This is a genomic window from Phenylobacterium aquaticum, assembly GCF_947378715.1.
GTDB lineage: Bacteria > Pseudomonadota > Alphaproteobacteria > Caulobacterales > Caulobacteraceae > Phenylobacterium > Phenylobacterium aquaticum_A.
The window spans coordinates 1-25,230 of record NZ_CANCLE010000011.1 but is presented as its reverse complement, the minus strand read 5'-3'; the positions used below and the strand labels follow the sequence as shown (position 1 = coordinate 25,230).

The window sequence follows — 25,230 nt, the reverse complement described above, 5'->3', positions numbered from 1 at the left end:
GGTTCCGATGAAGACGCGCGCGTTCATAGGCGGCCTGATGGCCACCACCCTGGGGGTCGCCAGCGCGATCGGCCAGACGGCTCCAGGGATCACCGACTGGGGCGGCGGCTTCAAGACCGGGGTCGACCCGATCCTCAACACCGCAGCCAAGAGCGGCAATGGCCAGGACCCCACCACCCTCGCCGCCGCCCAGACCCCGATGCAGCAGAAGTGCGCCGGGCTCGCGGCTTATGCCGCCGCCCGGACCTCGGCCACCACCAGCCGCGAACGCTTCGCCCGCATCCCCGACGCTCCGACCCAGGTGCTGAAGGCCGAGGTGGTCCCGGCCGGCGGCGGATTGCCGGAAATCTGCCGGGTGTCCGGCGTCGTCGCCCCCAGCATCAATTTCGAACTCAGCCTGCCGACCAGCGGCTGGAACGGCAAGTTCATGCATTATGGCTGTGGCGGCGCCTGCGGGGTGGTCTACCGGCCTCAGCTCGAGGAGCCGCTGGCCCGCGGCTACGCCGTGATCGCCAGCGACATGGGCCATGCCGGCGCGCCGAACAGTTCGGCCTATCGCTGGGCGAACCTGCAGGCGATCATCGACTTCGGCTATCGCGCCACCCACGTGGTGACCCTGGCCGGCAAGGAGATCGTCGACGAGTTCTACGGTCAGGTCCCGGCCAAGTCCTACTATATGGGCTGCTCGACGGGCGGGGTGCAGGGCGTCATCGAGGCCCAGCGCTATCCCTATGACTTCGACGGCATTCTGGTCGGGGCCCCGGCCTATTCCAGCGGTCCCAGCTATCTGGAATGGAACGCCCGGGCCAATCTGGACACCAACGGCGACCCGATCCTGACCCCGGACAAGCTGCCAATGATCCGCAAGGCCGTGCTGGCCGATTGCGACAAGCTGGACGGCCTGGCCGACGGCCTGATCCAGAATCCCCTGGCCTGCAAATGGGATCCGGCCAAGATCCAGTGCGCGCCGGGCGCCGACACAGCCGCCTGCCTGACCGCCGCCCAGGTCGCCGTGATCCGCAAGATCTACACCGGCCCCACCGACTCCAGGGGCCACAGCCTGTCCTATGGCCCGGCCGGCATGTCCCGGGGCTCCGAGTGGGGCTGGACTTCCGGCTTCATCGTGCCGAAGTCGAACCCCTCCCAGTGGCTTGCCAATCCCGACAGTTCCTACGGCGACGGGGTCTATCCCCAGGTCGGCGCCAATGCCGCCCATGTCTATGACTATGACAAGGACCCGCAGCGCGGTGACATCTACTTCGGCGGGGCGATCCTCGGCTGGATGCGCTACGCCGGAAATCCCGACCTTCGCCGCTTCCGCGACAACGGCGGCAAGATGATCATGTACCACGGTTGGGACGACAACGAGGTCAGCCCCGGCGCCTCGGTCGACTATGACCAGCTGGCCACGGCGACCATGGGCGGCGAGGCCGCCACCCAGAAGTTCTTCCGCCTGTTCATGATGCCCGGCATGGGCCATTGCCGGCGCGGGCCCGGCGGCGACGCCGTGGACTACATCACCTATCTCGAGAACTGGGTGGAGAAGGGCCAGGCGCCGGACCAGGTGATCATCCACCACCTGGCCAAGGAGCAGAACTATCTGGGCCTGCCGCGGCCCCGCTATCCCCTTGCCGCCGGCGCCTTCGATAAGACCCGCCCCGCCTATCCGTTCCCCGATGTGGCGGTCTATTCCGGCAAGGGTGACCCGAACCAGGCGTCCAGCTGGAAGAAGGCGCCGCGCGCAGCCGGCGCGGGCTCATGACCGACGCCGTCCTGGACGAGGTCTCACCGATCGAGGACGTCACGACCCCCACGGTCCTGTCGCAAATTCACAAGGCGGGCTGGGGCGTGGGCTCCCTGGGCGCCACCTCGCTGATCTATCTGCAGTCGCTGTTCGTCCTCTACTTCTTCACGGTGATCCTGGGTATCGAGCCGGGCATCGCCGGGACCGCGATCCTGCTCTCCAAGGTCTCGGACATCGTCTGTGGCCTGTTGATCGGCCGGGCCAGCGACGGCCTGCGCACCCGCTGGGGCCGCAGGCGTCCGTTCCTGGCGGCGGGCGCCCTGGTCGCCACGGCGGGCACGATCCTGGTGTTCAATCCGCCGGTGGTGAATCCCATCGTGCAGTGCGCCAGCCTGATGGTCATGGGCCTGGGCTACTGCCTGTTCACCGTGCCCTATCTGGCCCTGCCGTCGGAAGTGACCTCCTCGGCCGATGAGCGGGTGCAGATGATGTCGTGGCGGGTGATCTTCGTCTCCACCGCCGAGTTGATCGCCAAGAGCGCCCTGCCCCTGGTGGTCGCCGCCTATGCCGGCAAGCCGGCCGGCTACAGCGTCATGAGCCTGGTCGCCGCCGCCGCGATCGGCGGCTCGATGATGGTCGCCTTCTTCCTGTCGCCCAAGGAGCCGACGCTTCCCGCCAGGCTCCCCAAGGCGGAGCGCCTGCCACCGGGGTCCTGGGCCCAGGTCGCCGCCAACCGGCCCTTCGTGCTGCTGATGCTGACCAAGATTCCCCAGGCCTTCGGGCTCTATGTCAGCCTGGCGACCCTGTTGTTCTTCTTCACCAGCGTGCTGGGCGGCACCGGCAAGCTGGTGGCGCTGTGGGGCCTGTGCAGCAACCTCGCCTCCATGGCCGCCATCCCCTTCTGGTTCTGGATGTCACGCCGGGTGAGCAAGCGCTCGATCTTCGTGGTCGGCGTGCTGGGCTATGTGACGGTCAGCTTCTCCTGGCTACTGGCGCACCACGGTGATCCCGCCTGGATGGTGGCCTTGCGCGCGGTGATCACCGGCCCCTTCGCCGCCGGCCTGCTGCTCTCCAGCCAGTCCATGCTGCCCGAGGCCATCGCCTATTCCACCGCCGCCACCGGCGTGCGCCAGGAAGGGACCTATGCCGCCGCCTATAGCCTGACCGAAAAGACCTGCAGCGCCCTGGCCCCCTTCGCGGTCGGCTGGATCCTTCAGTTCGTCGGACTGAACGGCAAGACCGCCATCGCCGGCCATCTGAGCCACCAGGCGCTCTCGGCGCTCTACATCACGGTCGGGGTGATCCCGGGCGTCGCCTATCTGGTCGGCCTGATCCCCATGGCCTTCTATGCGCTGAAGACCTGGGGCGGCGTCGGTCTGGACATGGAAAAGCCGGCCGGGTGATCCCCGGCCGGCCCCGTTGCTCTCACCGCCCCGTCATCCCCAGACGGGGCGAATTTCCTCGCCTTCGAAGCGGTCTGGGAAGATCGCCTTCAGTCGGTCCCAGGCGATGGGGTTGAGCTTCTCATTGACCGGCGCCTTGTGCATCACGCCGCGCACCAGGCTCGAACCCTTGCGGTCGCCAAAGCCCATCCAGGCCGGAGGCGATGCCAGGCGGAAGGTGTAGGCGCCCGTCCCCGGCGCTTCGTCCGCGCCACCGTCGAGTTCGGCGCGGGAGCCAAACATGATCAGCTGGGTCTCGGCGGCCGAGGCGTCCGACGAGTCCGGATCGGGAAGGCTGCCGTCGGCGCGGGGAAAGCCCCTGACCTTGACTTCGGTCTGCAGGATCTGGACCTGGCCATCAGCCTCGGTGATCTCGACCGTCAGGCTGCGGACCTTGGCCTGGGCCTGAACCAGATCGACCTCGACCACCGTGTCGCTCTTGGCGGTGACCGTGTAATAGGCCGGCCCCTCCTCGAATTTCTGCGGCGCCTTGACCCTCTGGCCGGTGATCGGATTCAGCCAGGTCGCCGACGGCTGACCCGTGATCGGGTCGCGGAAATAGCCGATCTCCCACCAGGAGATCTTGCAGCTGTCTGGCCCGAGCGTCTCGGTCTTGTAGGCCATGATGGTCTCGGCCTGGGTCACCGGGACTTCCGGGAAACCCTCGACCTCGACGAAGGCCGTGCCGAGGTACCACCAGCAGACCACCCCGTCCGAGGCCGAGGTGAACAGCTTGCGATAGGTGTCATAGGCTTTGGACATGGGTGTCTCCTGGGGCCTCAGTCGAGGCCGCCTTCACAGATGTATTTGAGGGTCTGGTATTCGATCAGGCCGTGGCGGGAGCCTTCGCGGCCGTATCCGGACTGCTTGACCCCACCGAAGGGGGCGACCTCCGAGGAGATGGCGCCCTCATTGACCCCGACCATGCCGCTCTCCAGCGCCGCCCCGACCCGGGCGATCCGCTTGCGGTCGGCGGTGAACAGATAGGCGGCCAGGCCGAAGGGCGTGGCGTTGGCCAGGGTGACGGCCTCTGCCTCGGTCTCGAAGCGGGTGACCGAGACCACAGGGCCAAAGGTCTCCTCGCACGAGGCGCGCATGTCTGGGTCCATGCCGACCAGGACCGTGGGCTGGAAGAAGCTTCCGCCGAGCGGATGGCGGGCGCCGCCCTGGACCACCCGGGCCCCGCGGGCGATGGCGTCCTGGATGTGGGCCTCGACCTTCTGCACCGCCTTGTCATTGATCAGCGGGCCGATCTGGACGCCGGCCTCGTCGGCCGTGCCGACCTTGAGGCTGGCGGCGGCGTCCGCCAGCCGGGCGACGAAGGCGTCATGCACGCCGGCCTGGACCAGGAAGCGGTTGGGCGAAACGCAGGTCTGGCCCGCATTGCGGAACTTGGCCGCCAGGGCGCCCCTGATCGCCACGTCGAGATCGGCGTCGTCGAACACCAGGAATGGGGCGTTGCCGCCCAGCTCCAGGGACAGGCGCTTGAGGGTCGGCGCGCTGCGCTCGGCCAGGAACTTGCCCGTGGCGGTCGAGCCGGTGAAGGAGAGCTTGCGGACGCACTCCTCGTCCAGCCAGACCCCGACCAGGGCCGCACCCCGCAAGCGGGAGGCCGGCAGCATGTTCAGCACCCCGTCGGGGACGCCAGCCTCCTGGGCCAGACGCGCGATGGCCAAGGCCGAAAGCGGTGTGTCCTCAGCCGGCTTGCCCACCACCGTGCAGCCCGCCGCCAGCGCCGGAGCGATCTTGCGAGCGATCATGGCGATCGGGAAATTCCAGGGGGTGACCACGGCGACCACGCCAATCGGCTCACGCACCGCCGTCATCTGGCGGTCGAGGGCCGGCGAGGCCAGGATCTCTCCGTCTCCCCGAATGGCCTCGTCGGCGAACCAGTCGACATAGGCCGCGCCATAGGCGACCTCGCCGGCCGCCTCGGCCAGCGGCTTGCCCTGTTCGAGGGAGATCAGCCGCGCCAGGTCATCCTGGTTGGCCATCAACAGCCCATGCCAGCGCTTGAGGATCTGACGACGCGCCTGGGGCGTGGTCCGCCGCCAGGCCGGGCCAGCCTTGACTGCGGCGTCGAGGGCGGCGATCGCCTCGGCCGGGCCGCAGTCGGCGACCTGAGCCAGGCGCGCACCGTCGGCCGGGTTGGTGACCGCGAAGCGTGCGTCGTCCTGGGCGCCGATCCAGGCGCCGCCGATCAGGGCGTCCTCCAACAGCAGGTCGCGGCGCTGGAAGCCGTCCAGCAGACGGAAGGTGCAGGTCGAGGCGGGTTGCAGGGTCATGGCTATTTCGCCCACTGGCGTTCGAAGGCCCAGACCTCCTCGAAGCCGACCAGGCTGCAGAATTCGCCGAAGTCGAACATCGGAATCTCCGGGGTCTGGCTGAGCCCCTCGACCTTCAGCTTGGTCAGGGCCGCGACCATGGCCGCCGCGCCCACCAGGCTGGTCATGGAGGGATAGATGGCGAAGGCGTAGCCGATCTCCTCCAGCGTCTTGGCCGGCAGGATCGGCGTCTTGCCGCCGTCGGCCATGTTGGCCAGCATCGGCTTGTCGAGCACGGCGCAGGCCTTGGCCATCTCCTCCTCGCTCTGCGGCGCCTCGACGAACAGGATGTCGGCGCCGGCCTTGGAATAGGCCTCGGCGCGCTTCAGGGCGGCGTCCAGACCGTCGGCGGCGCGGGCGTCGGTGCGGGCGATGATCAGGGTGTTGGGGTCCTGGCGCGCCTGGCACGCGACCTTGATTTTCTCGACCATGTCCTCGGTGGGGATCACCCGCTTGAAGGGGGTGTGGCCGCACTTCTTCGGGAACTCCTGGTCCTCGAGCTGGATCGCCGAAATCCCCGCCGCCTCATAGCCCCGCACGGTGTGATGGACGTTGAGCAGCCCGCCATAGCCGGTGTCAGCGTCGGCGATCAGCGCGGCCTTCGACGTCTTGGCCACCGTCGCCATGCGGTCGAGCATCTGGGTGAAGGTGGCGATGCCGGCGTCGGGCAGGCCATAGGCCGAGGCCGTCAGCCAATAGCCGCTGCCATAGACGATCTCGAAGCCGACCTTGTCGACCATGAGGGCGGAGATCATGTCCTGGACGCCGGGCGCGACAAAGAACTCCTTGCGCGCCAGCTTCTCGCGGATGATCGGGTTGGCCATGGGAATAGGTCCTTACTGTTCGCCGGCGTAGAGCCAGGCCATGCGGGCGCGCTGGCCCGCTTCGAACCGCGCGACGGCGGTCATGTTGGAATTCAGGATCACCGCCACCTCGTCCCAGCCGTTGAGCAGGGCGTCGCGCCGCCAGGGATCGATCTCGAAGCTGAGCGCCTGACCGTCCTCTGAGACGATCTGACAGGTCGCGAGATCGACTGAGAGCTGGGCGCCGGACTGGGTCTCGGCCTGGAGCCGGACGATGTCCGCCTCCGCCGCCACGATCGGCAGCATCCCGTTACGGAAACAGTTGGAGAAGAAGATCTCGCCAAAGCTCGGGGCGATGACGCAACGAATCCCGAGGTCGTGGAGGGCCCAGGGCGCCTGCTCCCGGCTGGAGCCGCAGCCGAAATTGGGACCCGCGATCAGGATCCGGGCGCCTGCGAAGGCGGGCTGGTTGAGCACGAACTCAGGGCGGGGCGCGCCATCCGGCTGATAGCGCCACTCATAGAAGGCATAGCGCCCCAGCCCGGCCTTGGCGGTGATCAGCAGGAATCGGGCCGGAAAGATGATGTCGGTGTCGATGTCCGCCGCCGGCAGGCTGGCGGCGACAGAGGTCAGGCGCGTGAAGGGTTCCATGCTCAGCTGCGACCCTCCCGCGGATCGGCGAGCCGGCCCTCGATCGCCGCCGTCGCGGCCATGACCGGGCTCATCAGATGGGTGCGGGCGCCCACGCCCTGGCGGCCCTCGAAATTGCGGTTGGAGGTCGAGGCGCAACGCTCGCCCGGCGCCAGGCGGTCGTCGTTCATCGCCACACAGAGCGAACAGCCCGGCTCTCGCCATTCGAAGCCGGCGGCCCTGAACAGCACATCCAGACCCTCGGCCTCGGCCTGGCGCTTCACCGCCATGGAGCCCGGCACGACCATGGCCTTGACCCGCCCCGCGACCTTGCGGCCGCGGATCACGCCTGCGGCGGCGCGCAGATCCTCGATCCGGCTGTTGGTGCAGGAGCCGATGAACACCCGGTCGATGGCGATGTCGGTCAGCGGGGCGCCCGGCTCAAGGCCCATATAGGCCAGCGCCCGGCGGATGCGTTCCGCCTCGGCCGGAGTGGCGGCGGCGGAGGGATCGGGAACCCGGCCGGACACGCCGGCCCCCTGGTCAGGGCTGGTGCCCCAGGTGACGCGGGGCTCCAGCCGGGCAGCGTCGATCACCACCAGGCGGTCAAAGGCCGCGTCCAGGTCGCTGGGCAGGGTCTTCCAATAGGCCAGGGCGGCGTCCCAGTCAGCGGCCTTGGGCGCCATGGGCCGGTCGCGCAGCCAGGCGAAAGTGGTCTCGTCCGGGGCCACCAGGCCGGTTCGCGAACCGGCCTCGATGCTCATGTTGCAGAGCGTCATGCGGCCGGCCATGTCGAGGGCGGAAATCGCTTCACCGCGATACTCCACCGCGTATCCCACCGCGCCCGAGGCCCCGACCTGGGCGATGAAGGCCAGGGCGATGTCCTTGGCGGTGACGCCTGGCGCTAGGTCGCCGACCACCTCGACGGCCATGTTGCGGGCCCGCCTCTGGCGCAGGGTCTGGGTGGCGAGCACGCACTCGCATTCGCTGGCCCCGATGCCGAAGGCCAGCGCCCCGAAGGCGCCATGGGTCGAGGTGTGGCTGTCGCCACAGACCAGCGTGATCCCCGGCTGAGTGAAGCCCAGTTCCGGACCGATCACGTGGACAATGCCATGGCGATCCCCGGCCAGGGCGACGTAGGGCACGCCAAATGCGGTGGTGTTGGCCTCTAACAGGGCGACCTGATCGCGGGCCTGGGGGTCGGCGATTGGGCGGCCCCGCGAATGGGTCGGCACGGCGTGATCGGCCACGGCCAATTGTGCGGCCGGCCGCCGAACCGTGGCTCCCCTCAGCCGCAGCCCCTCGAAGGCCTGCGGGCTGGAGACCTCGTGCAGCATCTGGCGGTCGATATAGAGCAGCGTCGAGCCATCCGGCTCCTGGCTGACCACATGGCTGTCCCAGAGCTTGTCATAGAGGGTCGGCATGGCTTCAGGCCCCGCGCCCCAGGCCCGGCAGCTTCAGCGGGACGATGGGGATCGAGGTGGTCTTGGCCTCGGTGAAGAACTCGGCCGAGGTGGTGGCGCCGTCGCGGCCGAAGCCCGACTCCTTATAACCGCCGAACGGCGCGCGCAGTTCGCGCATCATCGGCGTGTTCACCCAGATCACCCCGGCGCGGATGTCGCGGCTGCAGCGCATGGTGGTCGGCAGGTCGTTGGACCACACGTAGGACACCAGGCCGAAGGGGCTGTCATTGGCGATGGCGATCGCCTCGTCGAGGGTGTCGAAGATGATGAAGGTGGCGAAGGGACCGAAGATCTCCTCCTGGGCCACCTTGGACCGGTTGCTCGGGGCCAGGACGGCCGTCGGCTCCATGTAGAAGCCCTTGTCGAAGCCCGCCGCCTTCTTGCCGCCGGTCAGCAGGGTCGCGCCGTCAGCCTTGGCCACGTCGACGAAGCCCAGCACCCGCTCCATGTGGGCGCGGTAGGCGAGCGGCCCGATCTCGGTGGTCTCGGCGCGCGGATCGCCGATGCGGATATTCCGGGTGCGGGCGACGAACTTCTCGATGAAGGCGTCGGCGATCGAGCGCTGCAAGAGGATGCGTGAGCCGGCCAGGCACTGCTGGCCATTGTTGGCGTAGATGCCGAGCAGGGTCCCGTCGAGCGCCTGGTCGAGGTCGGCGCTCTCGAAGACCAGACTGGCCGATTTACCGCCCAGTTCCAGGATGCAGGGCTTGAGGTTCTGGCCGGCGGCGGAGGCGATGGCCCGCCCCGTGCCGGTGCCGCCCACGAAGCTGACCATGTCGATGTCGGGGTTGGAGACCAGCGAGACGCCCGTCACCGCGCCACGCCCATTGACCAGATTGACCACCCCGTCCGGCAGTCCGGCCTCATGGAACAGCTCGACCATGCGCAACATGGACACCGGGGTGAATTCCGAGGGCTTGAGGACGCAAGTGTTGCCAAAGGCGATGCAGGTGGCGACCCGCATGGAGGCCAGGGCCAGGGGCGCGTTCCACGGCGCAATCAGGGCGCCGACGCCCTTGGGCTCGCGGGTGACATAGGTCAGGTAGTTGTCGGTCTGGGTATAGGTCTGGCCGGCCTGCAGGCTGGCGACGTCGGCGAACATCTCGAAATTGGCGGCGGCGCGGGCGATGTGGTGGCGCACGCCGGTGATCGGCAGGCCGGTGTGCTGGACCTCAAGGTCCGCCAGCTCCGCCGCGTGGGCGCTGAGCGTGCGGGAGATGTCGTAGAGGACGGCCTTGCGCCGGTCGTGGGTCAACTTCGACCAGCGGCCGTCGTCGAACGCTGTGCGGGCCGCCGAGACCGCCAGCCCCACCTCCTCCGCATCGGCCTCGCGCAGCTGGGAGATCACGGCCTCGGAGGCCGGGTCGATCACCGGGATGTCGAAACCGCCGGCGCGCGGCGCGCGCGGCGCGCCGTTGATGAAGCTGCCGATCTGCGCGGGCGCCTGGGCGGGGGATTGGACAGACATGACGTGCTCCAGGCGGCCGGGCCACTGGGGCCCGCCCGCGATCAGATTTCGGCGGCGGGATCGGGGGCCAGGGCCGCGGCGGGCGCCGGGTCCCGCTTCTTCTGGTTCCGCACGACCAGGAAGGCGGCGATGCAGAACATCAGGTTCAGCAGGCCCTCCATGACGAAGGGCGCGGTGAAGCCGGCTTTGTCGAACAGGTAGCCGCCGACCATGTTGATGACGAGGACGCTGGAGGTCCCCAGTATGGCGAACAGACCCATGGCCGATCCGCGCAGGTGGACGGGCGCCTCCTCGGCGAACAGGGACTGGGCCGACACAGTCTGGGCGCCTTCGCAAAGGCCGATGAACACCACGACCGCGATCATGGCCGGCCCGAACACGTCATGGATCAGGCCGGTGGCGCAGAAGGCGATGGAGGTCATGCCCAGGGCGCAGATCAGCATGGTCTGGCGATTGACCTTGTCGGCCAGGAACCCGAACACAGGCGGGGCCACGAAGCCGGCCATGCTGCTGATCGCGGTCAGCGAGCCGATGGTCTTGGTGGCGTCGATGGCCGACACGCCGTGCAGCTTGGCGGCGTTGACCACCCACAGGCCCAGGAACGAACCCATGATCGCGTAGTCGGTGCGGATGACGAACCCGATCAGCAGGATCACCGCGAACTTCGGGTGCTTGCGGGCGTGGGCCAGGACCTCGCCGGCATTGGCCACCGCCTCGGCGAAGGTCGCCGACTTGGCGCGCGGGCCGCCGGCCGCCAGGGCGGGGCGGTCGTCCTTCATGAACAGGAAGGCGAAGATCAGGCCGGCCAGGGCCAGGACGGCGATGATCCAGAAGGAATAGCGGGTGGCCTCCTCGGCTGAGAAGCCGGCGGACTTGAACCAGCCCGGCAGCCGCGAGGCGACGAAGGCGGTGAACAGCGCGCCTGCGCCGGCCTGGACCACCAGCATGAAACTGAGGAATTTCCCGCGCGACCCATTGTCCGGCAGGTCCATCATCTTGGTCGCGCCGCCCGAGGTGTGGCCGGTCGAGGCCATGCCGAACATGAAGCGCAACAGAAACAGGGCGGCGATCGACGAGACCAGGGGGAACAGGAAGGCCGCGAGCGCGAAGCCGGCCAGGGCGAACATCAGCACGGCGCGGCGGCCCAGCCGATCGGCGAAGGCGCCGGTGAAGCCTATGAACAGCAGCACCGCCCCCTGCTGGGTGGTGCCCAGCATGCCGGCCAGCATGCCCTGCTGGCCGGTGGGCACATGCAGCTGGCTGTTGATGATCAACGGCTGCATCAGGGTGACGAAGGTGGTGGTGAAGGCCGCGCTGAGGATCACCACCAGGAAGATGAAGACCTGGGCGGGGGTGACGCCGGGCGCCAGTTTGATCGGCCCCATCATGCGCTGGGCGGGGATGGCTACAGTCATCGGCTCGAGCTCCGCGAACGACGATCCCGCAGGCCGCGATGGCCGGCGTCCGGCAGATCGCCCTGCCCCTTACGATCCTTATTTCGCGCGATGGGGCCAGCAACCAGGCCGCGACATCCGCCCGCATTGCGGCCAACTTGGACCACCCCCCGCCGCCCGGACCGTCCGGCGCCCGCCAGGGACGCGATGAGGGGTGCGCGCCGCCTCATTTCTCGGCCAACAGCTTGCCAAGACCGTCGATCTTGTCGGCGATGCCGTTGGCGCGCAGGGCATGCCAATAGGTGGCGGCGTTGATGGCGATCACCGGCTTCTCCAGCCAGACCTCGGCCTGGGCGGCCAGCCTGACCATGGAGAGATTGGTGCCGACCTGGACGATGGCGTCGATGTCGTCGCCATCGAGGTCCTTCAGCACCCCGCGCAGCCGCGCCTCGCCCTGCTGGGCGATGTCGCGCCAGGAGGTGCAGCGCAGGCAGACATCGCGGACCACCTCATAGCCATAGTCCTCGAAGAACCTCCGCACATGGGCGTTGGCCGCCGGATAGTAGGGCGAGACGAAGGCGATGCGCTTGATGTTGGGGCTGTAGGCCTTGAGCGCTTCGACGCAGGAGATCGAGCCGACGCTGATGTCCAGGCCGGTGAAGTCATTCACTTCGGTGACGAACCGGTCGCAGGCCTGAGCGCCGCCGATGAAGGCGATGGCCGAGACGCCCAGCACCAGATAGTCCGGCCCCATGGTCATGGCGGTGCGCAGCGCGTCCTTGAAACCCTCGGCGATCTTGCCGGCCCCGGCCATGAAGTCGGCGTCGGACAGCGCGCTGGGGTTCTCGACATAGATGTCTCGGTACTGATTGGTGACGCCCGCCGGCCGCATGGCCTCCATGTCCGGCTGCACGATCGTATTGGTGGAGGGGCCGAGAACGGCGAACACCTTACGCCAGCCCAGTACGTCAACCATCTGTCATCTCTCAGGAAACGAGCGCCGGTCGAGCCGGCTATTGGATCGCGGCGGCGTCCTCGAGACTGGTGAACATGGCCTGGCGCAGCAGGTATTCGCGCCGCGCGGCGGGGTCTTGGGCCAGGTTGAGCATCTGGGCGCGGCGACCTTCGCGCGCCGAGGCCCAGCCCTCGCTCATGGCCTTGGTGTTGTCGATCGTCTGGGTCTGGACGAAGCTGTTGGTGACCGTCCGGCGCTGGCGGTCATAGAGCGCCAGCAGTTCGGGATCGCCACCCCGGCGCAGAATCTCGACCAGCTTGTCGCCCAGGTTCAGGGCGTCATGAATGCCGCTGTTCATGCCGAATCCGCCCATCGGGCTGTTCAGGTGGGCGGCGTCGCCGACCAGGCCGATCCGACCCTGGACGAAGCTTTCGCAGACCCGCTGATGCACCCGATAGATGGTGCGGTGGTTGGTCTCCACCTGGGCCTTGTCGCCCAGCATCCGATGGAAGACCTCGTCCTTGTTCTGGTCCGACAGCAGCATGCCGTCGTCGTCCCCCTCAGCGGCGGGGACCAGGATGCGCCACAGATTGGGCACCCGCAGCAGCACCATCCACTCCTTCGGGTCGGAGATGTAGTTGACGTATTCCAGGCCCGACAGAGCGTCCTCGATCGGATAGCGGGTCGAATAGCAGAGGAACTTCTCGGAGTAGGTGAAGCCCGGGAAGCCCAGGCCCAGCACCTTGCGGGTGACGCTGTTGGAGCCGTCAGCAGCCATCAGGTAGCGGGCGACATAGCGCTCCACCGAGGTCGGGGTCTCGACATAGGCGGTGACCTTGTCTGCGTCCTGCTCGACGAACAGCAGGCGGTGGCCGTAGGCGACTTTGGCGGTGGACTGCTCCGCCAGCTTGGCGGCCACGTCCTGGGACATCAGGTGCTGCTCGCACTGGATGCGGAAGGGGAAGCGGGTGCGGTCGGCGATCTCGGCCATGTCGAAGGCGAAGGTCTCGCCCGACTTGCGGTCGCGGTACTGGTAGACGGGCGCCTTGAGGCCCTTTTCCAGCAGGACATCGGCGGCGCCGAGCTTGTCCAGCATCTCGATGGTGGGGGCGTGAAAGGTCGAGGCGCGCAGGTCGGTGGCGCCGTTGGTCGTCGCCTCGATGGCCGCGACCTGCACGCCCTGGCGGGCCAGATTCAGCGCGCCGACCGATCCCACGGGGCCAAGGCCGGCGACCAGAACTTCTACTTCGTGGGTGATCATGAGCGAATCCGCAAGTTCAACAGCGGGCGTGGCCAGTAATACTGAACCCATGGATCAATTTTGATCCGCACCTTCGACAACTGATCTAGCAATTGCCCCGGGCCGCTTACATCGCATTTCAGTCAGGCCGGCATGCGTAACAGTCAGGTCACGTGCGGGCGTCACAAAAAGTGGCCGCTCGACATCAGTCGAGCGGCCAGTCATTGCGCCAACCGGAAATGAAAAAGGGGACGGTTGGCGATCCTTGGGGAGGATTAGTACTTGTAGGTCAGGCTGACGCCGTACTGGCGACCGTCCGGAAGCGGCGCCACCAGGTGGGCCTGGAAGTCCGACAGGCGGGTGTTCGGCGAGGCGGTGACCGGCGTGTCGTCATCGGTCAGGTTCTCGACATAGGCGCCGATCGTGATGTGGTCCTTCTCGACCGAGGCATGGAGGTCTGCGGTCGTGCGGTTCGGCACCCAGTTGTAGTTCAGGGCGTTGATGTAGCGCTTGGATTCGTAGCGCCCATCGAGCCGCACCATCCAGGTCCACTCACCGGGCAGATCGCCCCGGAACTCGGCGCCCAGATTGGCCAGCACCTTGCTGGTGCCAGGAACCTGATTGCCTTCGAGCTTGATGACCGTCCGCGTGCCCTGCGGCACGGTGATGGTCGTCAACCGGCCCGGACCGCAGGCCGCGATGGCGAGGCAAACCGCGTTCGAGGTCGAGAAGTCATAGGCCCCGGCGTCGAAGATCGGGTCAACATAGGCCAGGCCGAAGTTCAGCTTCACCCCGGTCATGGGGATGGCGATGATTTCGAGTTCGCCGCCCTTGTTGGTGTTGGCCCCGAAGTTCTTGGTGACCAGACCGACGTTCTTCGGGTCGTCCGAAACGCCCTGCACCTGCAGGCCGCGCGCCTTGATCTCATAGAGCGCCAGGTTCGCCTGCAGGCGGCCGTCCAGGAAGGTGCCCTTCACGCCGGCTTCGTAGGTGGTGTTGAACTCAGGCTGATAGGCGATTTCCGAGGCGATGGTGGCCCGGGTGTTGAAGCCGCCGGCCTTGGCCCCAGTGGCCACGGCCACATAGGTCATCAGGTGGTCGCTGAACTTGTAGCGAAGGTTGGTGCGGTAGGTCGTGAAGTTGAAGTCCGCCGCGGTCGTCCCGATCGCGCCGTAGGGGCGCAGGGTGTTGGCGATGAACGAGTTGCGCAGGATGTCCTGGGACTTGGTCTGGTGGACGTAGCGGGTCTCGGCCGTCAGGGTCAGGTTCGGCATGAAGTCGTAGTCGAAGCTGCCGAACAGCGCGTATTGCTTGTCGGTCGAGTCCACCAGGGTCTTGTTGGTGGTGCTGGGGCTGCCGTCGGCGGTCAGGAACAGGGTCGCCGAGCTGTTGATCGACTGGCCGGCCGGAAGCTTCGAGCGGTCCAGACCGATGATGGTCGAGGTGGCGCTCTGTTGCGACGAGGCGTAGACGCCCGCGATCCAGCGCAGTTGCTGATCCTGCTTCGAGGTCAGCTTGGCCTCGATGCTCTTGTCTTCGTTGTTGTTGTCCGAACCGAACAGCTCGAACAGGTTGACGATATTGCCGCTCGGCGACAGGCGGAACGGGATGCCGGTGCGGAAATAGGTGAAGTCGGCGAAGCCGCGCTGCATCGTGCGGGTGTAGCCGGCCGTCGCCTGCAGGTCGGCCCAACCCAGATCATAGCCGCCCGTGATGTTGGCGATCGTGACCTTGCGATTGTTGCCGGTCTGGCCCGAGGTCGATGAGATCGGCGCGACTTCCAGGGCGCGGGTGACCTTGATCGCCCCGCAATACTGATTGAAGGTCGACAGGCCGATCACCGGATCGGCGTTCGGCAGGCCGCAATTGTTGGTCAGGGTGACGTTGGGGCTGAGGTCGAAGAAGTCCTCGCCGTAATAGTAGCCGCCGCGCACATAGGCCTTGTCGTTCGGCGTGTAGCTGAAGGAAATCCGGCCGTCCTTCTTCTCGTGGCCGCCGGCCTTCAGGCCATTGACGTCGTCCTTATAGGTGCCGTCGAACTTGTCCCAGTTCAGCGACAGGCCCATCGACAGGGTGTCGCCGATGACCGGACCGCTGACCGAGCCGGAGATGGACGTCTTGCCGCCGTTGCCGACCGTGGCCGTGACGTGGCCCATCAGGTCCTTGCCCGGCGTCTGGGTCACATAGTTGATCGCGCCGGCATAGCCCGCGCGGCCGTAGAGGGCGCTGACCGGGCCTTTGACCACTTCGATCCGGGCCATGTCCATGACGCCCAGCGACACCGAGGTCGGGTTGCCAAGATAGACGCCGTCCATGAACACCGCGACGGTGGGATCGCCGCCGCCCAGGCTGTTGACCCCGCGGATGACGCCAGCGCCGCCGGTTTCGGTCGAGCTGCGCGGCAGCACCAGACCCGGGGTCTGGGCCGCGATATCGGCCAGGTTCTCGACCCGGCTCTCCTGGAGATCCTTGGCGGTGACCGCCGTGATGGCCAGAGGCACATCCTGCAGCTTCTCTTCACGCTTCCGAGCGGTGACGACGATCTCCTCGATCACCGTGCCGTCGTTCGCGGCCGCCAGAACGGGCGTGGCGACGCCCAAGGCGATCGCGGACACACCCGCGATCAACGCGGCCTGGCTCAATCGCACCCGCGACGAAACACCCTGCTTGGATGATGATTTGAAGTTCATATCGAATAACCCCCTCGACGTTTGTCTGTAGAAATACGGTACTATCCGACCGAATTTCAGCTTTCGCGATCTAAGCTACGCATCTCTTCAGATTTTGCGCGTCGTCGTTTTGTCGTTATTAACGTTCATAACCTGAAGCTGGCATTCACGCTGAACCAGGGTGGGGCCAGCGAAAAGATCATCTTTGTCATCTTGGAATGAGCTTTGCGCATATCCGCGTTTCGCATAGCGCAACGACCCCCGAAAACGCAGCACGTTCTCGCCGCCATCTCGCGGCAGTCGCCACATTCATGCTCATTTTTCGCGGGATTCGGGCAATTTACGCTCATCCCGCGAGATTCGCCCTCTCGGCCCCGCGGCCCGAGGGATCACGCCCGGACGGGTTGGCGCGGCCTCACTCCATCGCGCTGGAACCGCGAGACGCCTTTGTGGGCGCCTCTGTCCAGAAATTGTCCGACCTCAGGCCTGGACCAGGACCGCCCCATAGATCCCCAGGGCGTCGTCATAGGTCACGTCACGGGGGTTGTTGATCAACAACCGCTGCACATTCATCGCATCGCGCGCCAGGCGCTCCAGGTCCTGGCGGCCGACCCCGACCTCCTCCAGGCGTTGCGCCATGGGCATATCCGCCACCAGGGCGCTCATGAAGGCCACGAAGCGACGCGCGCCCTCGGCCTCGCTCACCACGGGGGCGTCCGGCGAGACCACCCGATCCAGTTCGGCATAGAGGCGCCCGGCCGCCGGCAGATTGAATTCCAGCACCGGCGTGAGGACGAGCGCATTGCTCAGGCCATGTGGCACGTGGAACAGGCCGCCCAGGGGATAGGCCAGGGCATGGACCGCCCCGACCGGCGAATTGGCGAAGGCCATGCCGGCCAGCAGCGAACCCACCAGCATGTCCCGCCGGGCGTCCAGATTGGCCCCGTCGGCGATCACCGCGCGAATGGCGCCGGCCAGCAGTTCCAGCGCCTTGAGCGCCAGGCTGTCGGAAATCGGGTTCTTCTTGATGCGGCTCGTATAGGCCTCGATGGCGTGGACCATGGCGTCAATGCCGGTCATGGCGGTGACCGCAGGCGGCAGACCCAGGGTCAGGGTGGCGTCCAGCAGGGCGACATCGGGCAGCAGGTGGGGCGAAACCACCCCCATCTTCTGGTCGTCAGGCGTGGTGACGATGGCGACGGCCGTGGCCTCCGACCCGGTGCCGGCGGTGGTGGGAACCTGGATCAAGGGCAGGCGCGGGCCCTTGGCCTTGTCGACCCCATAGACCTCGGTCAGCGCCTCGCCGCCGCCGACCAGCAGGGCCGCGAGCTTGGCGGTGTCCATGGAGCTGCCGCCCCCGAACCCGATGACGCCATCGACGCCGGCGGCCTTGGCCTCGGCCGCGCAGGCCAGGACCACGGCCTGCGGAGGATCGGCCTGAACGTCCCGATAGAGGGTGATCTGGACTCCGGCCGCCGCGCAACTGGCCAGGGCCGGCGCCAGCAGACCGGAATCGGCCAACCAGGGATCGGTCACCATCAGGGCGTGGCGCACGCCCAGACCCCGGGCGATCTCGCCCAACCGGGCCGCGCCCGCATCCTCGACGATGATCTTCGGCGCGGTCTCGAAGACAAAGCCCATGAGGATTCTCCAGCGATGGCGAACGACGCGAAGGGCGCCTCCGCCCAGGCGATAGGCGCACCGCCCGGGAGGGGTCAAATCACGCCCCCGAAACGGTCGCTATGCGGACAGCGCATGCCCCTGCGACGGGCTCGCATTAGCTTCCGCCGCGATTGTTCGGCAAGACTTCAGGATCGGCGGCCCCAGGACGCGGTGCGCGCCGATCCGAGGTGACAGCCATGACCGCCATCGAGATCGCTCACGATCGCCCCTCCCGACGCCCGGCCGCCAGCCCGGCAGGGGTCAAGCCCGCCGCCGACACCCGCGACCGCAATGAGCTCCAGACCCTCAAACGCGGTCTCCAGGCCCTGGCCTTCCTGAACGCGGCCGGGCCGACCACCCTGGCCAAGCTGGCGCGACATCTGGATGTGCCGCGCCCCAACGCCTACCGCATCCTCCAGACCCTGATCACCGAAGGCTATTGCGATCGGGTGCCCAACAGCCGGCTCTATATGGTCAGCCCCTGCGTGCGGAAGCTGTCCTCCGGCCTGGGCGAGGGCGAGGTTCTGACCAATGTGGCCATGGACGTGGTCGAGGCCCTGGGGAAAGCGGTCAAGTGGCCGGTGGCGCTCGCCACCCCGTTTGGCGGCGAGATGCTGGTGCGGCTGACCACTGACGCCTCCACCCCGCTGGCGCTCGCCAAGATCAGCCCTGGCCATCGGACGCCCATGCTGCTGACCACCACCGGGGTGCTCTACATGGCCTTCACGCCGCCGGCCCATCAGAAGGAGACCATCGAGGCCTCGCTCGGCGGCCGCGACATCAAGCAGTTCTTCCACAGCCGCGAACAGCTCCAGGCCCTGATCGAGGAATCCCGCGAGCAGGGCTATATGATCCTCGACAGCCGCTTTGCGGAGGGCTGCATCGGCGTGCCGCTGATGCGCCACGGCCGCCCGCTGGGCGGACTGGTCATGCGCTACATCAAGTCGGCCATGCCCAGGACCAAGGTGATCGCCGACTATCTGCCCCGGCTGCGCGAAGCCGCCGCCGAGATCATGGCGCGCTATGGCGCCTGTGAGGCGGCGCCCTGCCCGGTCCGCAGCGCCTGCATGAACCCGGCGGTCGGCATGGACGACGGAGAGGATCTCAGGCCGGACGCATAGGCTCAGAGCGCCTGGGCCTCGCGGTAGTTGGCGCGGATCAGGTTGACCACCTCATTGGCGTGGATCGACAGGCGGCCGCGGAAAATCAGGCCCGCGCGGGAATGATCCGCGGGGGTCTCGCTCTGGATCACCTTGAATTCGCCAGAGGCCAGCTCGGCCTCCACCATATCCGCCGGCAGCACGGTCAGGGCGTCCATGCCCAGCACCAGCTTCTTCAACAGCACGATGGAATTGGTCTTCAACACCTGGCGGGGGGTGGCCTCCTGACGGGCGTCGAAAAAGGCCTCGAACTTCTGCTGCAGGCTCTGGCTGTCGAGCATGGCCCAGCGCGCCGCCGCCAGTTCCGCATTGGAGACCCTGACGGACTCGACCAGGGGGTGGCCGGCGCGGGCCACGACCCTGGCCTCGGACTCCCCCAGTTCCTCGACCGACAGCTCGCTGCCGCGTTCCAGCGGCCCCAGCAGCACCAGGGCGAAATCCAGCTGTCCCAGCTTCAGCCGCTCGACCAGGTCAGGAAAGGACGAGGTCGTGACATTGATGCGCACACCCGGACGCCTGGCGTTGAAGGCCGCGATCACCTGGGGCAGGACGCGGAAGGCGTAGTTGTGAGTGGCGCCCAGCGTGACCTCTCCCACGTCGCCCGCATTGATCTCGCGGATCAGGGTCTGGGCGCGCGCGACCTCGTTCAGGATGATCTGGGCGCGGTCGACCAGGGCCAGACCGAAGGCCGTGGGCTCCACCCCGTGCGGTCCCCGGATCAGCAGGTTCACCCCCAGGCGGGTCTCGAGACTCTTGATGCTCCGGCTCAGGCCGGACTGGGAGATGTAGGTCTCCTCGGCGGCCCGGGCGATGTTGCCGAACCGGACCGCGGCCAGGAAATGCCGAAGCTGTTGCACTTCCATTCGCGCAAGCCTTGTCCCAGAGACGCTCGCCGGACCAGTCCGATCGGATTCAGCGCTCCGAGAGCCTAGCACGCATTGCAAGCTCTCCTCAAAATCCAGCCGCAATGCGTGCGAAACTGACTTACGGGATGAACCCAAACCCGTCCGGGTGGAACCTCTCCCCGTGATCGACGGCGACCTCGCTGCACGATCAAACCAATCGATCGCCCAGCATGGGGAGCCACCCAATGGTCAAGAAGTACACCGACGCCGAGATCGCCGATCTGCGCGCCTATTACGAAGAGCATGGCGTCGTGAAGCTGACCGGCTTCATCGAGCCGGAATGGGTCGACAAGGTGCTGGGCGCCATCGACGACGCCGCGGCGCGGTCCGACGAGCCGATCCCGGCCGGCGCGGGCCTGTCCTTTGGCAAGGCCGACGGCCGCATGACCATACGCCACCAGTGGCGAGAGAACCCCACCATCCGCGAGTTCCTGCTGAACCCGGAAATGGCCCGCGTGGTCGCCAAGATCGTCGGATCCAAGACCCTGCGCTTCTGGTTCGACCTGACCTTCATGCACGACGGCGCCCCCGACGGCGGCAAGGGCGCGGGCACCGATTGGCACCACGACATCGCCGCCTTCGCCTTCAAGGGCGAGCAGCTGCCCTCGCTGTGGATGGCCATGACCCAGGCCAACGCCGAGCGCAGCCGGTTGATGTTCGTCGACGGCAGCAACAAGTCGGTGCCCGGCTATTACCGCACCCCGGGCCACATCCCGCCCGCCGACGGCTCGGACGATGGCTATCTGACCATTCCGGACATCGACGCCGAAGCGGCCGCCGGCAATCTGAACATCATCACCTGGGACTGCGAACCCGGCGACGCCATCATCCTGCACCCCTATGTGGTGCACGGGGCGAGCGGCAACACCGGCAAGGGCTTTGCGGGTCGCCGGGTGGCGATCACCACCCGCTGGTTCGGCGACGACGTGCGCTACCTGCCGACCCACATCCCGACCGGCAACGGCCTGAGCGTGCCGCGCCAGGTGCCGGGCGTGGACTATAATCCGGTGAAGGTCGGCGGCCGGCCGGACGGGGAATATTTCCCGCTGGTCTGGACCGAGGACATGGAAAAGTCCGTCCTGGCGGCGGAATAGGGTTTAGCGGCGAGGCGTTCCGGCCAACGTCTCGCCGATCCTTCCCTGGCCGGTGCGCGGCGTGCGCGCGGGAGACCTAGCGTGCCCATGGCGCTCTCGATCAACGGCCAGCTCCACGCCGTCGACGCCCCCGCCGACATGCCCCTGCTCTGGGCCCTGCGCGACATACTGGGCCTGACCGGGACCAAGTACGGCTGCGGCGTCGCCCAATGCGGCGCCTGCACGGTCAGCGCCGACGGCAGCCCCATCCGGTCCTGCTCGGTCACCCTGGGCGACCTCGCCGACGTGAAGATCACCACCATTGAAGGCCTGACAGGGTCGACTGCAAAGGCGGTTCAGGACGCCTGGACCGCGCTCGATGTCGCCCAGTGCGGCTATTGCCAGTCCGGCCAGGTGATGGCGGCCACAGCCCTGCTGGAGGCCACGCCCAAGCCGACCGATGACGAGATCGAGGCGGCCATGAACGGCAACCTCTGCCGCTGCGCCACCTATGTTCGCATCCGCGCCGCGATCCGCGCCGCCGCCGCCAGCCTCGGAGCGCCGCATGGCGCATGAGGTCGAGCTCCATCGCCGAGGCTTCATCGTCCTGGCCGGCGCCGGCCTGATCCTGGGCTGGGCCCCCGCCGCCCGGGCGAGCGCGCCGGAGGCCGCCGCCTTCACCCAGACCTTCCTGCGCATCGACACTGACGGGACCGTCACGGTCCTGGCCAAGCACCTGGACATGGGCCAGGGCGTCTGGTCGGGCCTGGCCTCGATCGTCGCCGAGGAGCTCGACGCCGACTGGAGCCAGATGAAGGTCGAGGGCGCGCCCGCCGCCCCGGAATACAAGAACCTGGTCCTGGGCGCCCAGGTGACCGGCGGCTCGACCTCTATCGCCAACAGCTGGACCCAGTTGCGCACCGCCGGGGCCACGGCGCGCGCCATGCTCATCGCCGCCGCCGCTCAGCGCTGGAAGGTCCCGGCTTCGGCGATCGTGATCAAGAAGGGCGTGGTCCGTGACGCCTCGGGCCACCAGGCCGGGTTCGGCGAGCTGGCGGCGGCGGCCGCCGCCCTGCCCGTGCCCACGGAGGTCAAGCTCAAGGACCCCAAGGACTTCGTGTTCCTGGGCAAGGGCTTCCAGCGCCTGGACACCGCCGCCAAGGCCCGGGGGACGGCCCTGTTCGGCATCGACGTCCGCCTGCCGGGCATGAAGATCGCCGTCCTCGCCCGGCCGCCGCGCTTTGGCGGCAAGCTGAAGACCTTCGACGCCGCCGAGACCCGCCAGGTCGCCGGCGTCACCGAGGTGGTCCAGACCCCGCAGGGCGTGGCGGTGATCGCCGACAACAGCTGGGCGGCCATCAAGGGCCGCACGGCTCTCAAGCTCAGCTGGGACGACGCCGACGCGGAGCTGCGATCTTCCGCTGCGATCCTGGAGACCTACAAGGCGCTGGCCGGAACCCGGGGCGGCATGATCTCTCTGCAGCGCGGCGACGCTGACCAGGCCATGGCCCGCGCCCATCGCATCGTCGAGGCCGACTACGCCTTTCCCTATCTGGCGCACGCGCCGATGGAGACCCCGACGGCGGTCTGCCGGGTCACCGACGGCCTCTGCGAGATCTGGGGCGGCATCCAGAGCCAGACCGCCAACCAGAAGGCCGCGGCCGCCATTCTGGGCCTGCCGATCGAGAAGGTGCTTATCCACACCCTGCTGGCCGGGGGCAGCTTTGGCCGGCGCGCGACCCTGGATTCCGACTGGATCGTCGAGCTGGCCGAAATCGTCAAGGCGACGAAGGCCGCCTATCCGGTCAAGCTCCTGCGCACCCGCGAGGACGACATCACCGGCGGCTACTACCGCCCCATGGCCTATCACCGGCTGCGGGCCGGCCTGACCTCGGGCGGCGAGATATCCGGACTGACCCAGACCCTGGTCACCCAGTCGATCCTCTATGGCTATCCGTTCGGGGCCGAGGCGCCGCCGAAGTCCGATCCCACCGCCACCGAGGGCAATCTCGTCGATCGCTACGACGTCGACGACGCCACCCTGCGCTGGATTCCGGGCCAGGCCCATGTGCCGATCACCCTCTATCGCTCGGTCGGCAACACCCACACCACCTTCGCCAAGGAGGTGTTCATGGATGAGCTGGCGCGCGCCGCCGGCCGCGACCCCCTCGCCTTCCGCCTCGCCCACCTCGGCAGCCGGCGACGCCAGGCGGCGGTGCTGAAACTGGCGGCGGAAAAGTTCGGCTGGGGCGGAAAGCCCGCGCCCGGTCGGGCCTGGGGCATGGCCGTCCAGGAGGCCTTCAACACCCATGTCGCCCAGATGGTCGAGGTGTCGGTGGCCGGCGGTGAGTTCCGGGTCGAGCGGGTGGTCTGCGCCGTGGACTGCGGCTTCGCGCTCAACCCCGACAATGTCGCCGCCCAGATGGAGGGGGGTGTCGGGTTCGGACTGAGCGCCGCCCTGCATGGAGAGATCACCCTGAGCGGCGGCATCCCTGACCAGACCAATTTCGACACCTACCCCATCCTCAGGATGAGCGAGACGCCGCGCGGCATCGAGACCTACATCCTCAATTCCGGCGCGCCGCCGACCGGCGTGGGAGAGCCCGGGGCCACGCCGATCGCCGCCGCCGTCGCCAATGCGCTCTCCGCCGCCACGGGGACCGCGTTCCACCAGTTGCCCCTGAAATTCCCCGCCGCCTGACCGGATAGCGGCCCCTTGGGGATGGCGCGTTGTCGGGTCGTGGCGCGGGTCGCACCTTGCCCGCAACCCACCCGCTCAGAGACCCGCCATGGCCGAAGCCCGCAACCACCTGATCCCTGGCCCCGAGGGCCGCCTGTCCGTGCGGACCAAGGGCCTGGATGCGCGGCCTGAGCAGGTGGTGATCATGGTCCAGGGGACCAACCTGTCAGGCCAGACCGGCTATGACTTCCAGTATGGCGAGGGAACCACCTATTCGCTGCTGGACGCCATGGTCGCGCGTGGGATCGGGGCGGTGACCTTCGCTCTGTCCGGCTATGAACTGTCCGACCCGCCGGCGGACCCACTGAAGGTCGACACCGAACACGCCATCGCCGACTTCACCGCCGTCATGGACTGGCTGGCGGCCGAGGGCTACGCCAAGCCCTCCGTGCTGGGCTGGTCCTGGGGCGGGCGGATCTCCGGCCACTTCACGGCGCGCAATCCCGAGCGGGTGAACCGGCTGGTGCTGCTCGACCCGGCGCTCGGCGGCGGCAATCTGATTATCCCCGGCCCGACCGAGCCCTGGTGGGTCAATACCCGCGAGGACTATCTGAAGCGCCTGGAGCCGGACTTCATCGACCCGGCGGCGCACCGGGCCTTCATCGACCACATGCTGATCCATGACATCCGTGCGCCCAACGGCGTCCGGGTTGAGAACGCCATCGGCTCCAAGCCGGTCGATCCGACCCAGATCCAATGCCCGACCCTGATGATCTATGGCTCGGCCGCCGCGCGGCAGGCCTATATGCAGGGCGGCGTGGTGCGGGCCGCCTTCTTCGAGACGCTGCCGACCAAGGACAAGCGGTTCTTCATCATCCCGGACGGCGGCGACTATGGCCACCTCCAGAACCCGCGCGGCCAGTTCCACAAGGCCATCGCCGACTTCCTGCTGGACAGCTGAACCCATGCCGATCACCGCCCTCGCCGCCGCCCTGGCCCTGGCCACGGCCCCCGCGCCCGACGGGGCCAAGACCTTCACCTTGCAGTGCGCCAGCTGCCACGGCGCCAAGACCACCCCCATGGCCCCCGCGCTCGCCGGCGTGGCCGGGCGGCCCGTGGCCAGCGCCCCGGGGTTCGCCTATTCGGCCGGTCTCAAGGCCAAGGGCGGGGTCTGGTCCGACGACCGGCTCGACGCCTTCCTGACCTCACCCATGGCCTTCGCGCCTGGGACCCGGATGCCGACCGCCGTGGCCGATCCCGCCCGGCGGGCCGCGATCGTCGACTATCTGAAGACCCTCAAATAGGCCGCGCCCTTGATGTTTGGTCATAGCCCCAAGACTCGCGGGGTGTGGCGCGCGCGCGCGTCCTCGGCGACAAGACGGGCGGCAAGCTGAGGGACGGACATGGACGGCACGATGACGAGCGCTTTGGACCTGGAGCCGATCCTGGAGACGGTTCGCAGGCTGTGCGCGGGGTTCCCGGGGGAGTACTGGCGGGAGCGCGACCGTGAGCGGACCTATCCCACCGCCTTTGTCGAGGCCCTGACCGAGGCGGGCCTGCTGGGGGTGCTGATCCCGGAGGCCTATGGCGGATCGGGCCTGGGGCTGACGGCGGCCTG

Annotated in this window: 21 protein-coding genes; 9 read left to right on the top strand and 12 right to left on the bottom strand. The window is 67.8% G+C overall.

Annotation, left to right across the window (positions count from 1 at the left end; all coding sequences use genetic code 11):
• Positions 1-37 precede the first annotated feature (37 nt).
• Positions 38-1,762: a tannase/feruloyl esterase family alpha/beta hydrolase gene (locus tag Q7P21_RS03065; RefSeq protein ID WP_304175680.1), complete on the top strand. Its 1,725-nt coding sequence runs from the start codon at positions 38-40 to the stop codon at positions 1,760-1,762.
• Positions 1,759-3,147, top strand: coding sequence for an MFS transporter (locus Q7P21_RS03060; RefSeq protein ID WP_304164535.1), 1,389 nt, complete (start codon positions 1,759-1,761; stop codon positions 3,145-3,147). The genes Q7P21_RS03065 and Q7P21_RS03060 overlap by 4 nt, the downstream gene beginning before the upstream one ends.
• A 33-nt stretch (positions 3,148-3,180) precedes the next feature.
• On the opposite strand, the gene Q7P21_RS03055 is transcribed toward Q7P21_RS03060, so the two are convergent.
• The 11 genes from Q7P21_RS03055 to Q7P21_RS03005 form a co-directional block, all read right to left on the bottom strand.
• A complete protein-coding gene (locus tag Q7P21_RS03055) occupies positions 3,181-3,948 on the bottom strand; it encodes a hypothetical protein (protein ID WP_304175679.1) in 768 nt (255 codons plus the stop codon).
• A gap of 17 nt (positions 3,949-3,965) precedes the next feature.
• Entirely contained in the window at positions 3,966-5,471 is a 1,506-nt protein-coding gene (locus Q7P21_RS03050) for an NAD-dependent succinate-semialdehyde dehydrogenase (RefSeq protein ID WP_304175677.1), read from the bottom strand.
• A gap of 2 nt (positions 5,472-5,473) precedes the next feature.
• A complete protein-coding gene (locus tag Q7P21_RS03045; protein ID WP_304164542.1) occupies positions 5,474-6,334 on the bottom strand; it encodes an oxaloacetate decarboxylase in 861 nt (286 codons plus the stop codon).
• A 12-nt stretch (positions 6,335-6,346) separates the two neighbouring features.
• Positions 6,347-6,964, bottom strand: coding sequence for a 3-isopropylmalate dehydratase small subunit (leuD, locus tag Q7P21_RS03040; protein ID WP_304175674.1), 618 nt, complete (start codon positions 6,962-6,964; stop codon positions 6,347-6,349).
• A 2-nt stretch (positions 6,965-6,966) separates the two neighbouring features.
• Positions 6,967-8,367: a 3-isopropylmalate dehydratase large subunit gene (leuC, locus tag Q7P21_RS03035; protein WP_304164546.1), complete on the bottom strand. Its 1,401-nt coding sequence runs from the start codon at positions 8,365-8,367 to the stop codon at positions 6,967-6,969.
• A gap of 4 nt (positions 8,368-8,371) precedes the next feature.
• Complete coding sequence (locus Q7P21_RS03030) at positions 8,372-9,874, bottom strand: aldehyde dehydrogenase (RefSeq protein ID WP_304164549.1); 1,503 nt, start codon at positions 9,872-9,874, stop codon at positions 8,372-8,374.
• Between the two features lie 41 nt (positions 9,875-9,915).
• The gene (locus tag Q7P21_RS03025; RefSeq protein ID WP_304164552.1) at positions 9,916-11,289 is read right to left on the bottom strand and encodes an MFS transporter; all 1,374 of its coding nucleotides are present in this window, start codon (positions 11,287-11,289) and stop codon (positions 9,916-9,918) included.
• Positions 11,290-11,494: 205 nt separating this feature from the next.
• Positions 11,495-12,244, bottom strand: a complete 750-nt coding sequence (locus Q7P21_RS03020) for a hypothetical protein (RefSeq protein ID WP_304164555.1) — start codon at positions 12,242-12,244, stop codon at positions 11,495-11,497.
• Between the two features lie 37 nt (positions 12,245-12,281).
• Positions 12,282-13,484 (bottom strand): NAD(P)/FAD-dependent oxidoreductase, encoded by a 1,203-nt coding sequence (locus Q7P21_RS03015; RefSeq protein WP_304164558.1) that lies wholly within the window; start codon positions 13,482-13,484, stop codon positions 12,282-12,284.
• 254 nt (positions 13,485-13,738) lie between these two features.
• On the bottom strand, positions 13,739-16,078 hold the full coding sequence (locus tag Q7P21_RS03010) for a TonB-dependent receptor (protein ID WP_304164561.1): 2,340 nt from the start codon (positions 16,076-16,078) through the stop codon (positions 13,739-13,741).
• Between the two features lie 534 nt (positions 16,079-16,612).
• Positions 16,613-17,773 carry an iron-containing alcohol dehydrogenase gene (locus Q7P21_RS03005; protein ID WP_304164563.1) on the bottom strand — a complete coding sequence of 387 codons (1,161 nt, stop codon included), beginning with the start codon at positions 17,771-17,773 and terminating at the stop codon, positions 16,613-16,615.
• Positions 17,774-17,991: 218 nt separating this feature from the next.
• Between Q7P21_RS03005 and Q7P21_RS03000 the strand changes: the two genes are divergently transcribed.
• On the top strand, positions 17,992-18,915 hold the full coding sequence (locus tag Q7P21_RS03000) for a helix-turn-helix domain-containing protein (protein ID WP_304164565.1): 924 nt from the start codon (positions 17,992-17,994) through the stop codon (positions 18,913-18,915).
• 2 nt (positions 18,916-18,917) lie between these two features.
• On the opposite strand, the gene Q7P21_RS02995 is transcribed toward Q7P21_RS03000, so the two are convergent.
• The gene (locus Q7P21_RS02995; RefSeq protein WP_304175672.1) at positions 18,918-19,811 is read right to left on the bottom strand and encodes a LysR family transcriptional regulator; all 894 of its coding nucleotides are present in this window, start codon (positions 19,809-19,811) and stop codon (positions 18,918-18,920) included.
• A gap of 233 nt (positions 19,812-20,044) precedes the next feature.
• On the opposite strand from Q7P21_RS02995, the gene Q7P21_RS02990 reads away from it, so the two are divergent.
• The 6 genes from Q7P21_RS02990 to Q7P21_RS02965 all read left to right on the top strand — a co-directional run.
• Positions 20,045-20,953, top strand: a complete 909-nt coding sequence (locus Q7P21_RS02990) for a phytanoyl-CoA dioxygenase family protein (RefSeq protein WP_304164570.1) — start codon at positions 20,045-20,047, stop codon at positions 20,951-20,953.
• 87 nt (positions 20,954-21,040) lie between these two features.
• Entirely contained in the window at positions 21,041-21,508 is a 468-nt protein-coding gene (locus Q7P21_RS02985) for a (2Fe-2S)-binding protein (RefSeq protein ID WP_368670078.1), read from the top strand.
• The gene (locus Q7P21_RS02980; RefSeq protein ID WP_304175670.1) at positions 21,498-23,633 is read left to right on the top strand and encodes a xanthine dehydrogenase family protein molybdopterin-binding subunit; all 2,136 of its coding nucleotides are present in this window, start codon (positions 21,498-21,500) and stop codon (positions 23,631-23,633) included. Before Q7P21_RS02985 ends, Q7P21_RS02980 begins: the two co-directional genes overlap by 11 nt.
• Positions 23,634-23,721: 88 nt before the next feature.
• Complete coding sequence (locus Q7P21_RS02975) at positions 23,722-24,573, top strand: alpha/beta fold hydrolase (protein ID WP_304164577.1); 852 nt, start codon at positions 23,722-23,724, stop codon at positions 24,571-24,573.
• Between the two features lie 4 nt (positions 24,574-24,577).
• Complete coding sequence (locus Q7P21_RS02970; protein ID WP_304175668.1) at positions 24,578-24,916, top strand: cytochrome c family protein; 339 nt, start codon at positions 24,578-24,580, stop codon at positions 24,914-24,916.
• Between the two features lie 111 nt (positions 24,917-25,027).
• A partial coding sequence (locus tag Q7P21_RS02965; protein WP_304175666.1) for an acyl-CoA dehydrogenase family protein occupies positions 25,028-25,230 on the top strand: 203 nt, incomplete at its 3' end.